This is a genomic window from Bradyrhizobium sp. BLXBL-01, assembly GCF_051853025.1.
Lineage (GTDB): Bacteria > Pseudomonadota > Alphaproteobacteria > Rhizobiales > Xanthobacteraceae > Bradyrhizobium.
The window spans coordinates 7,839,503-7,853,827 of record NZ_CP182471.1; the positions used below are offsets into that span (position 1 = coordinate 7,839,503).

Sequence of the window (14,325 nt, forward strand, 5' to 3'; positions counted from 1 at the left end):
ACAGGCTCGGTCCTTATCCTTTCATGGCCGCGCGGACGTCCTTGTCTTCGAGCGTCTGGTCCAGCGTGGTCCTCGTCCGCTCGATGATGCCGTCGATGTCCGCCTCCGTGCAGCAGAGCGGCGGCGCGTAGCCCAGCACGCCCTGGGCAAAGGCGCGGATCACGAGGCCGTTGTCCCATGCGCGGTCGAAAATACGGCGCGCTGGATCGGCTTCCGCCGGCAGCGGCGTCTTGCGCTCCTTGTCAGTGACGAGCTCGATTGCCGCCAGCATGCCGCGACCGCGGACATCGCCGACGAGCGGATGATCGGACAACGCGCGAAGGCCTTGCATCAGGCGGTGCCCGGCCTTCCGGCCGTTTTCCAGCAGGCCGTTTTCGTAAAGGTCCAGGCACGCGAGCCCGACGGCAGCACTGACAGGATGTGCGGAATAGGTGTAGCCGTGGCCGACGGCCGCCTTGCCGGCGCCGTCTGCAATGGTGTCGTAGACGCGGTCCGACATCAGAACGGCCCCCATCGGCACATAGCCCGAAGTCAGGCCTTTTGCCGTGGTCATGAGATCCGGCACGACGTCATCCTCTTCACAGGCGAACAGCGGACCGACACGGCCAAAGCCGGTGATGACCTCATCGGCAACGAACAGAATGTCGTACTCCTTGCAAACAGCGTGCATGGCCTTCAGCCAGGACGGCGGCGGAACGAGGACGCCTCCGGACCCCTGTACCGGCTCGACATAGAAGGCCGCGACGCGTTCGGCGCCGAGCTCGGCGATCTTGGCCCGCAGGGCCGCGACCGATGCCGCAATGATCGCCTGGGGATGCGAACCAACGGGATTGCGATAGGCGTAGTGCGATGGGATCTTGTGCTGCCAGTCGTATGGCACCCCGAAGCCTGCATGAAAGGCCGGCAGCGCGGTCAAGCCGGCCCCTGCCGTCGACGATCCGTGGTAGCCGGACTCGACGGAAATGAACTGATCCTTCTGCGGCCTCCCCTCGGCATGATAATAGTACCGGATGAAGCGGATCGTGCTGTCGACGGCATCGGAGCCGCCCAAGGTGAAATAGACATGGTTCAGATCGCCAGGCGCCAGTTCAGCCAGCCTTGCGGCCAGCCGGATGGCCGGGTCGGAGCCCAACCCGAAATAACCCGTCGCATAAGGCAGTTCGCGCAGCTGCCTCAAAGCCGCTTCGACGATGCTGTCCTGTCCGTAACCGGCATTGACACACCACAGGCCGGCGAAGCCGTCCAGCAATTGACGGCCCGAGACATCGGTCAGTGTCGCGCCCTTCCCTGACTTCAGCACGCGGACGCCCGTCGCCTCGTGGCTGCGAAACGATGAGACCGGGTGAATCAGATGCGCGCGATCGAGTTCAATCAGCGAGTTGCTCAACATGTCGCCCTCCAGCTCAACCGCACTGCTTGTGCGGCCACCACGATGGAGCTCAACGTAAGACGCCCAGGACAGCAGTTGCTCCCGGGCTGACCATGGACGAAGGGCATTTTGACTATCATTGACGACCGGCGCCGCATCTTATGCGGGCATCGGGCCGCGCAAGGCACAAGTCGGAGGCACCTTTTCACACAACTCTCTGCCACAGCGCCGATCCGATACGACACAATCTGCTCCCGGTCGCCGCGACAGCGGTGCTTTATCCGGCCGCCTGCCCGCTATGATCCCTGTCGTACCGGAACACGGTGCGTGAGGACCGAAAAGGATCGAGCCATGGCAACGTTTAGACCCAAGTACATCACCTTCGACTGCTACGGCACGCTGACCAATTTCGACATGGCCGGCGCGGCAAGGAGAGTCTATGGCTCTCAACTTTCTGCCACGACGATGGCAAGTTTCATCAAGGATTTCGCTGCCTATCGCCTGGACGAGGTTCTTGGCGCATGGAAGCCGTACTTCGAGGTCGTGCATAATTCGGTAGAGCGCGCTTGCAAGCGCAACGGTATCGTATTTCGGCCGGAGGATGCCCAGCGCATCAATGAAGAGATCCACTCATGGGGTCCACATCCCGACGTCCCGGCGGGTCTGGCCAAAGTTGCCAGGGAGATTCCGCTGGTCATCCTGTCGAACTCCATGAAGAACCTCATCATGTCGAACGTGGAGAAGCTCGGCGCTCCGTTCCACATGGTCATCACCGCGGAGGAGACCGGCGCCTACAAGCCGCATATGAAGGGCTTCGAGTATATGCTGGACAAGCTGGGCTGCGGCCCGGAGGACATCACCCACGTCTCCTCCTCCTTCCGCTACGACCTGATGACGGCCTATGACTTGGGCATCAAGAGCAAGGTCTGGGTGAACCGCGGTCACGAGCCCGCGAACCCCTTCTATGAATACACCGAGGTCGCTGACATCGGAGGGCTTGCCGCGGCCGTCGGCTTGGAGCCTCTTCGCAAGAGCGCGTGAGCGCAGTTCTTTTCGGCCTTTCACGACTTGCGTTGTGACGGAAAAAGGGGGCGGTTCGACCGCCCCCTTTTCTTGTTTCGGATATCGATCTGAAGGGCCGCTCAGTCTAGTCCGCCGACATGAAGCGCCTTGGTCTCGAGATATTCTTCGATCCCGAGCTGGGATCCCTCGCGTCCGAGGCCCGACTGTTTGACACCGCCGAAAGGCGCCACCTCGGTCGAGATCAGGCCGGTGTTCAGGCCGACCATGCCGAACTCGAGCGCCTCGGCAACACGCCAAGAGCGCTTGAGGTTTTCAGTGTAGAAATAGGCGGCAAGGCCGAACGGCGTGCCGTTGGCGATCGCAATCGCCTCGTCCTCGGTCTCGAACCGGAACAGCGGCGCGACCGGCCCGAAGGTCTCCTCTGAAGCGAGGAGCATCTCCGTGGTCGCCCCGCCGAGCACGACAGGGCGGGCATATTGCCGCCCTTCCGGCACCGACTCACTCTCCGCGATGAGCTTTGCGCCCTTGTTCAGGGCGTCCGTGACGTGCCGCTTGATCTTCTCGATTGCCGCGCCATTGATCATCGGCCCAATCGCAACGTCGTCTTCCGTGCCGGGACCGACCTTCATTCTTGCGACCTGGCTGGCAAGCTTCTGGGCGAAGGCGTCGTAAATGCCGGATTGAACGAGAATGCGATTGCAGCAGACGCACGTCTGCCCGCCATTGCGGAATTTTGACGCAATTGCCCCCTCGACCGCTAGGTCGATATCGGCATCGTCGAAGACGATGAACGGCGCGTTGCCACCGAGCTCGAGGCTCAGCCGCTTGATGTTGTCAGCAGCACCCTTCATCAACAAGGCACCGACGCGGGTCGATCCGGTAAACGAGATCTTGCGGACGGTTTCGTTGGCCATCAGCTCCGCGCCGATTTCCGTCGGCATGCCCGTCACGATGTTGATCACGCCCGCTGGAATTCCGGCCCGTTCAGCCAGAACAGCGATGGCGAGAGCTGAAAAAGGCGTAAACTCGGATGGCTTGATGACGACTGTGCAGCCCGCGGCAAGCGCTGGTGCCACCTTGCGCGTGATCATCGCGTTGGGGAAATTCCAGGGCGTGATGATCCCGCAGACGCCGACCGGTTCTTTCAGCACCAGAATGCGGCGATCAACGGTGGGCGCCGGGATTGTCGATCCGTTGATGCGGCGGGCCTCTTCCGCAAACCATTTGACGAAGGATGCCCCGTAACGGATCTCTCCGAGCGATTCAGCAAGCGGCTTGCCCTGTTCCAGCGTGAGCAGAAGAGCCAAATCCTGCTCATGGCGTCGCATGAGCTCGTACCAACGCTCCAGCAGCGCAGCACGCTCCGCATGAGCCTTGGTCTTCCACTGCTTGAACGCAGCGGCCGCCGCCTCGATTGCTGCCCTGGTCTCAATTCGGCCCATATCGGGGATGGTGCCAAGCACTTTCTGGCTGGCAGGATCGATGACATCAACGCAGGCTTTCGTGCTCGCATCCCGCCAAGTGCCGCCGATCAGCGCTTGCTGGCGAAACAGATCCTTGTCCTTCAATGCAATCATCGCCTTGCTCCTTGCTTCGTGCCCGACTCCGCCGTCACTGCCTGGATTTGCGAGTGACGGGACGAAGCCCTCTCATGCGAGCAGTACATGCCCGCACGCCGCATTTTTCATTGATCATGAAGTGCCTGGCCGCGCTGAATCTCGTCAGATGCTGGCTTGAAAGTTGAATATTCCAACGGCCGCCCTCAGCATCGCCTCAGTCGTAATGGCAGACGTAGATCTTTCGCACGGTCTCGATCGTGCGCCAGATCCCAACAAAGCCAGGCTTCATGACAAAGCTGTCGCCGGCACGGTATCTTCTGATCTCACCACCCTTTTCCTCGATTTCGATCAGGCCCGAGAGAATGTGGCAGAACTCGAAGGTGGTGCCCTTGATGGAATGGGTCTCGCCCGGCGTCGCTTCCCAGACGCCGGTCAGCACCTTCTCGCCTTTCGAGGCGTCCTGTGCCCAGGTCTTGAACGATGGATTGCCCGAAATGAGCCGCTCCGGGGCAGGCAATGCGTTCTTTGGTGTGAAGTCCGGATTGGTGTCGATGGTGACTAGAAGTGACATGGCGCCTTTCCTGTTAGTAGCCGAGTGTTCGATCGACGAGGCCGATCGGATTTCGTCCGGCGCGGTAGCGCCGGATGTTCTCTATGACGGATTGTGCCGCCGTGTGCGGTTGCGTCACCGACGCGATATGCGGCGTGATGATCACCTTCGGATGGCACCAAAGTGGATGATTTTCCGGCAGCGGCTCGGGATCGGTGACGTCGAGCATCGCTGCTGCCAAATGCCCGCTGTCCAGTGCCTCGATGAGCGCGCCCTGGTCAAGCTGCGGGCCGCGGCCGACATGCAGCAGCCTCGCTCCGACTGGCAAAAGCGAGAAAAGCCTTGCGTTCAGGATGCCGCTCGTTTGCTCCGTCAGGGGAAGAAGACAGACGAGGATATCCGTTCCTCGCAGGAAGTCGCCAAGCTGGTCGTCGCCATGGAAGCAAGCGACTCCCTCGACAGTTTTTTCGCTGCGGCTCCACGCGGCGAGTGGAAACTGGAACGGCTTCAGGCGGTCGATCGAAGCTTGCGCAAGCATGCCAAGGCCGAGGAAGCCAATACGCCGATCGGTAGCCTGGGACGTTGCAAGCGCTTGCCATAGGCCCCGTCTCTGCTGCTCCTGATACGCAAGCATCTCGCGATGGAGCGTCAGCACACCAAGGACGACGTATTCCTGCATCATGCGTATGATGCCATCCTCGACCATGCGCACGAGCTTCACCTGCTCGGGTATGGTTTCCGGCTTGAACTGGTCAACGCCAGCCCCGATGGAAAAAAGCACCTCCAGATTACAAAAACGCGAGACATCGTCGGGCACGTTCCAGGTCAGCAGGTACCGTATCTTTTCCGGGTCGATGGATTCGCTGCAATGGTAAAATTCCAGGTCAGGCAGCTCGCACGCAAAGGCCTTGCGGAAGACTGCCCCCCTGGCAGCATCAGAATTGAAAAGAAATGCCATCGATGCACGCCTCCGCCTCGCTCGGCATGTCGACGACGCCAGGAAGAGCGATTAGCCTTGCAAGACTTTCTTGGGGATTCCCGGCGATCCGCTCTGCCGGCACAGTTTCTTGCCGAACACCGAGAGGGTAGCTGCACGCCGGAGCTTTCCCTGCCGAATTACGTTGCAATACAGGCCGAAGATTTCGAAAAGAAAGCCCAAACAGGGGAAACCTGCTGGCTTTTCGTGCAATAGTGCGGCGAAATACGCCGCTACCCTATTGTTGCGGAAGAGAAAAGGCGCGATGTGCGGCCGATTGGCACCCCGCGAAGAAACGGACGAGTCGAGATGGGACGAACGGTACGCGTGAAGTCCTTTGAGCTGGCCGCGAAGGACATCAACGACGTTGATGTGACGCTGCTCCACGCCCTCTCGACCGGCGTTGGCTGGCCGCATCGACCCAAGGATTGGGATTTCTTGCGCCGCGCAGGTCAGGGCATCGTAGCCGTCGATGGTATTGGACGCGTCTTCGGCAGCGCGATGTGGTTCCCATGTGACCGCGAATTCGCGACCATTGGCCTGGTGATCACATCGCCTCGGACCCAGGCTCAGGGGACTGGCCGCTGGCTCATGGAGCAGGTTTTCGAGCGGTGTCGCGACCGGAATTTGACCCTCAACTCAACCCACGCCGCCTATCACCTCTATCTGTCGCTGGGGTTCACGAAGGAAGCCACCGTGTATCAGTGGCAAGGTGAGGTCGCCTCACCAACTCCGCCGGTGCCGACCCTGGAGGGCGAATTGAGCTCGCTGTCCACGGCGAACATCGGAGAGATCGCGGCACTGGACGAACGCGCGTTTGGAGCCAGCCGTCAGAAGTTGCTTGCATTGCTTTCTGAAGGTGCGTCAATCTGCGTCCTGCGCCGTGGCGGTGCGACCGTCGGTTATTCCATGAAGCGCGAATTCGGGCGCGGTCATGTGATTGGCCCGATCGTTGCCAGCAATGATTCTGACGCGATCCATCTTGCGGCCGTGCATCTCAAGGATCTCGCCGGAAGGTTCGCCCGCGTGGATACGCGGGAGCAGACCGGTCTGTTTGCGGACTTTCTTCAACAGAGCCGCCTCGGGATGAACGACACGGTCACAACCATGTCCAAGGGACGGCGATTCCTGAACCGAAAGGAAAACGAGCCGTGGGTCTACGGATTGGCCGGTCACGCCCTGAGCTGAAGCTGTGAGCATGGGACGAGAAGGGCTGAGGCGACGGACCTATTCCCACGTCCGACGGGGATTCTGTGCTTGCCAGCCGTTGACGCATTTTCAGCAAACTCGAACTACTCAAGACACACCTCTCCAGTCTCGCGGCGCATCACACCCGAGTTTTGCGCTGCTCTCGACGCCCCTTCATCGGAAAGGGCGCAGGGAAGACCGGGCGCCGGCTGGCACCCGCGGTCCGCTGTGCGCAGATTGCGCGAAGACGGATGCACAGCGGCATACAGGGCAGCCTGGACATCCCGGCCTTCCCTGCGCAGTGGTTTGACGGCTTATGGCGCGCTCTCCCCGGGGAGCGATGCACTATTGCCCCCGTCGCCTTGCGGATGACTGATGCGCGCACCCGGTCGGGCCGCCTCACCACCGCAAGCCTTGACGCACAGACCCCGGGCGTCAGGACGACACGCTTTTGCCGTACGCGGAACGCACCGGTCGTGTGCGCGCTGCTCAACCGCTCACGGGCCAAACCCGCCCTGCAATTGCTGGCGCGCCGATGAACTCCACGTCCACCGCCACCCGGCCCGCGTATCGTGACGGTCGCGAAACGCCCCTTATCCTTGGGCCAGGATGCCGACGCATATACGATATTTCCGAATTTCGGTCAAGCAGAATATCTTAGGACAATGCGACAGGCGGTCAGAAGGTGCTCCTGGCGGGAATTATCGGCCGGGCCCAGGAGCGTCTTCTTGGCCCGCCTGTCTCCACATCGTCATTGCGAGCGCAGCGAAGCAATCCAGGAATGCCTCCGCGGCGACACTCTGGATTGCTTCGCTGCGCTCGCAATGACGAGGAGGATTACGCGACCGGGGCCATTCGACTTCCCCGCGCCAATCCCTATATCCTGCGGAAACGATTTGACGCAGCGGACAGCTTCGATGGCCAGAACACGCACGAGAGGCACCGACGCCGACGACCTCCCCCGCTACTTCGTCTGGGTCCGGGGGCTCGAAGGGCCCGAGCCGCAGAAATGGACGGCGATGGATTTCGGCGTCGGCGATTGGAAGCGGCCACTCGTGCTGGCCTATCTGGAGCTGCCGGAAGACGAACGGCCGCTGTCGCTATCGGTCCTGGCGCGGCGATATCCGCCGCCGCGAGTCGATCTTTCGTAAGCCGGGCTAGGGTGTGTACTCATGACCGTCAGCTCCGAAGAGAAAGCGGAAGTCCCCCGGCTTGAGCGTGATCGGCGGCTTTTCCTGCAGATTTGCCCGTCGAATTTCACACCAAGGATCAGATCGCGATAAATCTGAAGGCTGCAAACGCGCTCGGCGTTGCAATTCCGCCGACGCTGCTTGCCCTTACCGACGAAGTCATCGAATAGCCCGCCAGCCTCAAGCCCACTGTCTGATCGGCAAGAGGACGTGTTAGGATTTGCTTGTTGTCGACGGGGGAGAGCATGCGGCGACGAGAATTCATGGCACTCCTGGGCCGTGCAACGGCCACTACGGCATGGCCTGTCGCGGTGGGCGCGCAGGAGCCGGCAAGGGTTCGGCGGGTCGGGTACATTGCCGGCGCCGATGAGGCCACGATGGGACATATCTTCGCGGCATTCAGGCAGCGGCTTACCGAACTAGGGTACGTCGAGGGTCGATTTATCGCGCTGGAGGTGCGCTGGGCCGAGGGACGTGCCGAGCGGCTCCCCGGCCTGGTGACCGAGCTTATCGGTCTCAAATTGGATGTGCTGGTGGCGGGCAACAGCGTAGCTGCCATAGCGGCCAAGAACGCTACTCACACAATCCCCATCGTTATGGTGGCGGCCGATCCGGTTGGACTTGGGCTCGTGGAAAATTTGGCGCGACCCGGAGGAAACGTGACGGGGCTGAGCTATTTCAATGAGGCAATGATCGCAAGGCGTCTGCAACTCCTGAAGGAGATGACGCCAGGCCTTGCGCGGATCGCTGTGATGAAGAACTCGACAGTCTCTATCCACGCCACCTTCTGGCGGACCGCTGAGGTGGCGGCACGCACTCTGGGCGTATCGCTACAACCTCTCGAAGTGGGACGGCCGGAGGATTTTGATGCGGCGTTCGCCGCTGCCACAGGAGGCAACGCCCAAGCTCTCATCGTCTTCGATGACGTTCTGACTATTGTGCATAGACCCCGCATCATTGCTCTCGCTGCCGCTCACCGACTTCCGGCCGTGTACGGACTTCGCGAGTTTCCGAAGGATGGAGGCTTAATGTCGTTCGGTGCGAGCTTCGTCGTCTTGTTCCGACGCGCCGCCACCTACGTGGACAAAATCTTGAAGGGCGCCAAGCCTGCCGATCTTCCCGTCGAGCAACCAACCACGTTCGAGCTTGTCATCAATAGCAAGACTGCGAACGCCCTTGGCCTTACAGTGCCGCCCACCTTGCTCGCCCAAGCTGACGAGGTGATCGAATGATGTCGCCTGTTGTCCCGACTCGGACATCTGGTGAGATGCCGCAATGGGGCGGTGCCGGAGGCAGAGCGGACGTCATACGCACCCCAAGTCCAGCGCGGATTATGAGCCCGCGCTCTAGCTTAGGCGCAATCCTAGGACCGTGCATGCGTGCCTGACGCGGGACCAAGTTATCGCCGCCCCCATGATTATGGGTGTCGCGGCCTTCGCGCTGCGGTTAGACTTGCCTGGCGCCGCGGGGGACACGCGGGTCGCGGGACCATGGACATGACCGAACAGGGCGAGACGGGTGACGCCATCACCATCCTCCTCGTCGAGGACGATGCGCCGACCTGCTGGCGGCTGCAGGATGCGCTGGCCAAGGCCGGTTACGAGGTGCGCAGCGCCGGTACGCTCGCGGAGGCGCGGCAGGCCCTCGCCGCCGGCGCGCCGCGCGTGCTGCTGACGGATCTGCGGCTGCCCGACGGCCACGGCATCGAGCTGATCCGCGAGATGCGGCAGCGCTTTCCCGACACCGAGATCATGGTGATCTCCGCGCTCGGCGACGAGGAGAGCGTGATCTCCGCGATCACGGTCGGCGCCACCGGCTACCTGCTCAAGGACGCCTTCCCCACCGACATCGCCACCACCGTGCGCGACCTGGTCGCCGGACATTCGCCGATCTCGGCCTCGATCGCCCGCTTCATCGTGCGCCGGACACAAGGTGCCGCGCAGAGTTCAGCGGAGCCGCCGCCCGGCCCCGCGCTCAACACGGCGAGGCTGACCCCGCGCGAGATCGACATTCTCTGGGGCATCGCCAAAGGCTTCAGCTATGCCGAGATCGCAAGCCATCTCGGTCTGTCCAAGCAGACCGTGCCCGGCCATATCAAGAACATCTATCGCAAGCTCGAGGTGCACACGCGCAGCGAGGCGGTGTTCGAGGCGGTGCAGCAGGGCCTGATCAAGCTGTGAGCGACATCGCGGCCAAAGCACCCACGAAGGCACCGGCACGCCCGCGGCGCCGCCTGATCGCGTCGCGTCTCGTGCCATATCTGCTGCTGCAGGCGTTGATCGTCATCGTCACGATCCTGGGGCTTCGGCTGCTGCAGCCGAGCGATCCCGAAGACTACGCGGTGAGCGATTTTTCCGCGCGGGAGGACGCCCTGACGCGCCCCGTCACGCTGCCGCATTTCACCTCGTCGCGCTACGCGCTGGCCGACCCGCCATTCTACACCGGCACCTTCACATTCCGGAGCGGCGATGCGGCCTCGGGCTGGTCGGTGTACCTGCCGCGCTTCAGCAATGCCGTGGAGGTCGCCGTCAACGGCGTCGTCGTGCTCGACTCCCGGCGCGATGCCAACGCCAACCGGCCCGATCGCAACACGCCGCAGATCGCAGCCATCCCCGCCTCGCTGCTGCGCGACGGCGCCAACGAGATCACGGTGCGGCTTTTCGTGTGGGGACCGCTCAAGGGCTTCCTCGACACCGTCTATCTCGGGCCGGATGCCGCCTTGCGCCCGGCCCATGAGACGCGCACGCTGCTGTTCGTCACGCTGCCGGTGGTGTTCTCCGCCTGGCAGGCGATCCTGGCCGTCATCCTTGCGATCATGTGGCTGATGCGGCGCCACGAACCGGTCTACGGCGTGCTTGCCGCGGCGATGGTGCTCGGCGTGGCGCAGGCATTCGCGCCGCCGCCGGTGCCGCCGGCCACGGTCTCGCGGCTGGCTGCGGTGCTGCTGGCCTCCGCACCGATCGAGAGCGCGCTGGTCGTCGCGTTCGGCGTGCTGTTCTTCGGCTGGCGCTGGCCGCGTTACGCCACGCTGCTGTTCGTGCCTGGAATCGTCGTGTTCGTGGTCGGGCTGATCGGAGGCCCGCCGCTGCCGCGCATCCTGTTCCTGGTCCTCGGCATTCCCACCGTCGGCATTTGCCTGTTCCTGATGGCCTGCGTCACGGCCACGGCGGTGGTGCGGCGGCAGGACGCGGCGAGCTTCACGATCGGCTGCGCGGTGACCATCGTGCTGGTCTGCTGGGCCCAGGACATGCTCACGGTGCTCGAGATCGCGAGCAATGATCGCATCTTCGTCTCGCGCCTGTCCTATTCGGCGATGCTGGTCGCGATCGGCGCCGGGCTGACCTGGCGCTTTGCCCGCGCCTTGAACCAGGTCGACAGCTTTGCCGGCCAGCTGGTGACGCGCGTGCGCGAAGCCGAGGAGCGGCTGAAGGCGAGCTTTGCCCGCGAGGAGGAGCGCGCCCGCGCGGCGGCGCTCGCCAATGAGCGCACGCGCCTGATGCGAGACCTGCATGACGGTCTCGGCGGCCAGCTCGTGAGCATCGTCGCGCTGTCCGAGCGTGGCAGCGTCGGCGCGACCATCACGGACGCCGCGCGCGCGGCGTTGAAGGATCTGCGCCTCGTCATCGATTCCATGGACGACATTGGCGGCGACCTGATGCTCGCGCTCGGCTCCTGGCGCGAGCGCGCGACGGCCCAATTGCGGCCGCACGACATCGCACTCGAGTGGCGCGTGGCGACGCCGCAGGGCCTGCCGCTGCATCCCGAGCTGAGGCCATGGCACGTCATCCAGATCGTGCGTATCCTCGACGAGGCCGTGACCAATGCGGTCAAGCACGCGCAGGCCCGCCGCATCGCAGTCACTATCGACACGTTCGACGCAGGCCAGGGGCCGTACGGCGTGATCAGCGTGACGGACGACGGAAGCGGCTTTGCGCTGACAGGCAATGGCGAGGCCGCGGGCACCGGCCAGACCGCGCGCGGCCTGCGCAACATGAAAAGCCGCGCCGCGCGCTGCGGCGCGGTGCTCGACCTGACGTCTGATTCCTCCGGCACGCGCGTGCGGCTGAAATTGCCGCAGCGTTTTCCCGACGGCGACATGGCCGCGGGCTGAAAGGCCCCCTCCCCGAACGTGTGGGGCGCACGGAGAGAGGGGACGGGCCAGGTTAAAATTTCCTGCGGAGGACGGGGGGTGTTCGTCCGCAGGCCCCGTTGGCCCGAAGCGATCCAATCAATTCAATCGAACGGAGAATATCAGCGCACGCCGACGCGATTGACCGGGCCGCCGCGATTCATCGGCGTTCCCGCGCGCACGCCGACGCCAGGCGCGCCGACGCCGGGCGTTGCGACCGCCGCCGCCGCGACCGGCGCTCCCACCACCACGGCGCCAGTCGGCCGCACCACGCAGCCCTTCGGCACGCCGACGGTCTTGCAATAGACCACAGCCTGCGCCGGGCTCGTGCCCAGCGACACCATCGCCGCGCCCGCCAGCGCCATGACCGTCAGCGCCATGACCGTCAGCCTTGCGCCCAGCGCTCCAGCTCTCTTCGACATTCTTGCTCTCCTGCTTCCCGTTCGGCGTCCCGATGCAATCACCGGGTTTCGCAGCCGAGGTGCAGCCTGAATGACAAAAGTGGGCGCGCGGATACATGCCATGAAGATGGGGGTACCGCGGGCGGGAGGACTGGCCGGTGCCATGAACATGGCATGGACCCGCGGCCGGGCCTTGCGAGATGGTCCGGCCCGATTGATCCCGGTCGGGACCAACGACGATTGCAAAGAGGTGCTTCATGAAGATTTCGGTTCTTGCCGCGCTGCTGCTCGCAGCTGCCGCCCTACCCGCTGCGGCGCAGTCCGGTCCATCCGTCCAGGAGCAAATGGCCTGCCGCGGCGACGCCAGCAAATTCTGCGCCGAGCATATCGGCAAGCCGCCGCAGATGAATGCCTGCCTGCGCGAGAACAAGTCGAAGCTCTCGGACTCCTGCCGCAAGGTGGTTGAATCGCGCGGCGGCTAGTCGTTCGCCCCTCTCTTGGGAGAAGACAGAGAGGGCGGCGCTCTGCCGCCCTCTCGATAAATGCCGAAGGCGCGCCGCTATTCCTGCATCATCTCGCCGCTGCCGCCGAACTCGGCCGGAAAATCCTTCAGCTTGGGCAGGCCGTCGCGCATCGGCAGCACGGTCTCGGCATAATTGACGTGAACTCCGGGCGTGAACGCGAGCGTGGGGATGGTGGCGGTGAAGACGTCGACCAGACCGAGCGGCGGATGGTTGGTCATGAGATGGCCGCCACACTGCTTGCAGAATTTGCGCTGGCTGAGTGGCGTCTTGGCGAAGGTCTCGACATTCTGAGCGCCTTCGGTGATGCGCACGGCCTCCGGCTTCCACAGGCTGAAGGCGTTGACCGGACCGCCCGACCACGAGCGGCAGGAGCGGCAATGGCAATAGCCCATCGCCTCCGGCTCGCCCGTGACCTCGACCGTGACCGCGCCGCAGAAGCAGTTTCCGACATGTTTCATCTGGAACCTCTCCGTTTTTCTGAAGGATTGTTATTGCGCATCGGCGCCCCGCGCGCCCTTCTTTCGATTGGACGCGCGTGGCTTGGCCGAGACTATACCGATCGGCGCCAGGGAATAAGCATCGAGACGCGTTGTTTGTACTGCCGGTACTCGTCGCCGAAGAGATCGACGAGATCGCTCTCCTCCAGCGCGATGCCGACGAAGATGTAGAGCGTGGTCACGGCCGCGAACAAAAGATGACCCGCGGTCATGACCGGCGCCGCCCAGAACGCGACGATGAAGCCGAGATAGATCGGATGGCGGACGAACTTGTAGAGCAGCGGCGTCTTGAAGCGCGGCGGCTCCATCTCCTTGCCGACGAGATGATTGGTCACCTGATGCAGGCCGAACAATTCGAAATGGTTGATGATGAAGGTCGAGGTGAACACCAGCACCCAGCCGGCGAAGGACAACGTGACCAGTGTCACGGCAAGATCGGGGTTCTCCACGCTCCATATGACCGACGGCAGCGGACGCCACTGCCAGAACAGGAGGAGCAGTGACAGGCTCGCGAACAGCACGTAGGTGCTTCGCTCGACCGGCTTGGGGACGAACTGCGTCCACCAATCCTTGAATTGCTGGCGCGCCATCACGCTGTGTTGAACCGCGAACAGCGACATCAGCAGCAGATTGATGAGGACCGCGCGGACGACGGGCGCTTCGGCACCGGTGTCGATGGTCTTGGGCACCATCACCCCCATGACGAAGCCGATCGCATAGAGAATGGTGACGAAAAACACGAGATACGCCGCAATTCCGTACAGAAAGGCAATGAACCTGAAAATGCGAGAGCCCGTAATCTCCGGGCCGATGGAATGAACCTGGTGATCGAGTTGGGTCATAGAACGCTCCGTTGTGCCGAGGCATCGACACGGTTTGGTCTTCGCACCGTGCCGGATCGGACGTCCCGCGGCTTTGC

At 63.0% G+C, this 14,325-nt stretch carries 14 protein-coding genes; 7 read left to right on the forward strand and 7 right to left on the reverse strand.

Annotation, left to right across the window (positions count from 1 at the left end; genetic code table 11):
• Nucleotides 1–13: 13 nt before the first annotated feature.
• Nucleotides 14–1,390 carry an aspartate aminotransferase family protein gene (locus tag ACNJYA_RS36290; RefSeq protein ID WP_212256216.1) on the reverse strand — a complete coding sequence of 459 codons (1,377 nt, stop codon included), beginning with the start codon at nucleotides 1,388–1,390 and terminating at the stop codon, nucleotides 14–16.
• Between the two features lie 330 nt (nucleotides 1,391–1,720).
• Here ACNJYA_RS36290 and ACNJYA_RS36295 point away from each other — a divergent pair, with 330 nt between their 5' ends.
• The gene (locus ACNJYA_RS36295) at nucleotides 1,721–2,410 is read left to right on the forward strand and encodes a haloacid dehalogenase type II (protein WP_212256373.1); all 690 of its coding nucleotides are present in this window, start codon (nucleotides 1,721–1,723) and stop codon (nucleotides 2,408–2,410) included.
• Between the two features lie 101 nt (nucleotides 2,411–2,511).
• Here the strand turns inward: ACNJYA_RS36295 and ACNJYA_RS36300 are convergent, their stop codons facing one another.
• The 3 genes from ACNJYA_RS36300 to ACNJYA_RS36310 all read right to left on the reverse strand — a co-directional run bounded on the left by ACNJYA_RS36300 (nucleotide 2,512) and on the right by ACNJYA_RS36310 (nucleotide 5,459).
• Complete coding sequence (locus tag ACNJYA_RS36300; RefSeq protein ID WP_212256214.1) at nucleotides 2,512–3,969, reverse strand: NAD-dependent succinate-semialdehyde dehydrogenase; 1,458 nt, start codon at nucleotides 3,967–3,969, stop codon at nucleotides 2,512–2,514.
• A gap of 196 nt (nucleotides 3,970–4,165) precedes the next feature.
• A complete protein-coding gene (locus tag ACNJYA_RS36305; protein WP_212256212.1) occupies nucleotides 4,166–4,522 on the reverse strand; it encodes a cupin domain-containing protein in 357 nt (118 codons plus the stop codon).
• Nucleotides 4,523–4,535: 13 nt separating this feature from the next.
• Nucleotides 4,536–5,459 carry a 2-hydroxyacid dehydrogenase gene (locus tag ACNJYA_RS36310; protein ID WP_212256210.1) on the reverse strand — a complete coding sequence of 308 codons (924 nt, stop codon included), beginning with the start codon at nucleotides 5,457–5,459 and terminating at the stop codon, nucleotides 4,536–4,538.
• A gap of 327 nt (nucleotides 5,460–5,786) precedes the next feature.
• Between ACNJYA_RS36310 and ACNJYA_RS36315 the strand changes: the two genes are divergently transcribed.
• From ACNJYA_RS36315 to ACNJYA_RS36335, 5 genes are all read left to right on the forward strand, one after another.
• A complete protein-coding gene (locus ACNJYA_RS36315) occupies nucleotides 5,787–6,665 on the forward strand; it encodes a GNAT family N-acetyltransferase (protein ID WP_439401667.1) in 879 nt (292 codons plus the stop codon).
• A gap of 917 nt (nucleotides 6,666–7,582) precedes the next feature.
• On the forward strand, nucleotides 7,583–7,816 hold the full coding sequence (locus ACNJYA_RS36320; protein ID WP_172786026.1) for a hypothetical protein: 234 nt from the start codon (nucleotides 7,583–7,585) through the stop codon (nucleotides 7,814–7,816).
• A 302-nt stretch (nucleotides 7,817–8,118) separates the two neighbouring features.
• A complete protein-coding gene (locus ACNJYA_RS36325) occupies nucleotides 8,119–9,087 on the forward strand; it encodes an ABC transporter substrate-binding protein (protein WP_439401668.1) in 969 nt (322 codons plus the stop codon).
• 264 nt (nucleotides 9,088–9,351) lie between these two features.
• Nucleotides 9,352–10,035, forward strand: a complete 684-nt coding sequence (locus tag ACNJYA_RS36330) for a response regulator (RefSeq protein WP_439401669.1) — start codon at nucleotides 9,352–9,354, stop codon at nucleotides 10,033–10,035.
• Nucleotides 10,032–11,966 (forward strand): sensor histidine kinase, encoded by a 1,935-nt coding sequence (locus ACNJYA_RS36335; protein ID WP_439401670.1) that lies wholly within the window; start codon nucleotides 10,032–10,034, stop codon nucleotides 11,964–11,966. The genes ACNJYA_RS36330 and ACNJYA_RS36335 overlap by 4 nt, the downstream gene beginning before the upstream one ends.
• Before the next feature lie 140 nt (nucleotides 11,967–12,106).
• Here ACNJYA_RS36335 and ACNJYA_RS36340 read toward each other — a convergent pair whose 3' ends face one another.
• The gene (locus ACNJYA_RS36340; RefSeq protein ID WP_439364812.1) at nucleotides 12,107–12,406 is read right to left on the reverse strand and encodes a hypothetical protein; all 300 of its coding nucleotides are present in this window, start codon (nucleotides 12,404–12,406) and stop codon (nucleotides 12,107–12,109) included.
• A 236-nt stretch (nucleotides 12,407–12,642) separates the two neighbouring features.
• Here ACNJYA_RS36340 and ACNJYA_RS36345 point away from each other — a divergent pair, with 236 nt between their 5' ends.
• A complete protein-coding gene (locus ACNJYA_RS36345) occupies nucleotides 12,643–12,867 on the forward strand; it encodes a hypothetical protein (RefSeq protein WP_036020653.1) in 225 nt (74 codons plus the stop codon).
• A gap of 77 nt (nucleotides 12,868–12,944) precedes the next feature.
• Here the strand turns inward: ACNJYA_RS36345 and ACNJYA_RS36350 are convergent, their stop codons facing one another.
• Together ACNJYA_RS36350 and mddA are read right to left on the reverse strand one after the other, a co-directional pair.
• Nucleotides 12,945–13,367 carry a GFA family protein gene (locus ACNJYA_RS36350; protein ID WP_212256198.1) on the reverse strand — a complete coding sequence of 141 codons (423 nt, stop codon included), beginning with the start codon at nucleotides 13,365–13,367 and terminating at the stop codon, nucleotides 12,945–12,947.
• Nucleotides 13,368–13,459: 92 nt separating this feature from the next.
• Nucleotides 13,460–14,248, reverse strand: coding sequence for a methanethiol S-methyltransferase (mddA, locus tag ACNJYA_RS36355; protein WP_439401671.1), 789 nt, complete (start codon nucleotides 14,246–14,248; stop codon nucleotides 13,460–13,462).
• Nucleotides 14,249–14,325 lie beyond the last annotated feature (77 nt).

What these genes read in the sequence shown, in the direction of transcription:
- ACNJYA_RS36295 (WP_212256373.1), top strand. Translation starts at nt 1,721, where the DNA reads ATGGCAACGTTTAGACCCAAGTACATCACCTTCGACTGCTACGGCACG.
- ACNJYA_RS36330 (WP_439401669.1), top strand. Translation starts at nt 9,352, where the DNA reads ATGACCGAACAGGGCGAGACGGGTGACGCCATCACCATCCTCCTCGTC.
- ACNJYA_RS36340 (WP_439364812.1), bottom strand. Translation starts at nt 12,406, where the DNA reads ATGTCGAAGAGAGCTGGAGCGCTGGGCGCAAGGCTGACGGTCATGGCG.
- ACNJYA_RS36350 (WP_212256198.1), bottom strand. Translation starts at nt 13,367, where the DNA reads ATGAAACATGTCGGAAACTGCTTCTGCGGCGCGGTCACGGTCGAGGTC.
- ACNJYA_RS36315 (WP_439401667.1), top strand. Translation starts at nt 5,787, where the DNA reads ATGGGACGAACGGTACGCGTGAAGTCCTTTGAGCTGGCCGCGAAGGAC.
- ACNJYA_RS36310 (WP_212256210.1), bottom strand. Translation starts at nt 5,459, where the DNA reads ATGGCATTTCTTTTCAATTCTGATGCTGCCAGGGGGGCAGTCTTCCGC.
- ACNJYA_RS36300 (WP_212256214.1), bottom strand. Translation starts at nt 3,969, where the DNA reads ATGATTGCATTGAAGGACAAGGATCTGTTTCGCCAGCAAGCGCTGATC.
- ACNJYA_RS36305 (WP_212256212.1), bottom strand. Translation starts at nt 4,522, where the DNA reads ATGTCACTTCTAGTCACCATCGACACCAATCCGGACTTCACACCAAAG.
- ACNJYA_RS36290 (WP_212256216.1), bottom strand. Translation starts at nt 1,390, where the DNA reads ATGTTGAGCAACTCGCTGATTGAACTCGATCGCGCGCATCTGATTCAC.
- ACNJYA_RS36325 (WP_439401668.1), top strand. Translation starts at nt 8,119, where the DNA reads ATGGCACTCCTGGGCCGTGCAACGGCCACTACGGCATGGCCTGTCGCG.
- ACNJYA_RS36345 (WP_036020653.1), top strand. Translation starts at nt 12,643, where the DNA reads ATGAAGATTTCGGTTCTTGCCGCGCTGCTGCTCGCAGCTGCCGCCCTA.
- mddA (WP_439401671.1), bottom strand. Translation starts at nt 14,248, where the DNA reads ATGACCCAACTCGATCACCAGGTTCATTCCATCGGCCCGGAGATTACG.
- ACNJYA_RS36320 (WP_172786026.1), top strand. Translation starts at nt 7,583, where the DNA reads ATGGCCAGAACACGCACGAGAGGCACCGACGCCGACGACCTCCCCCGC.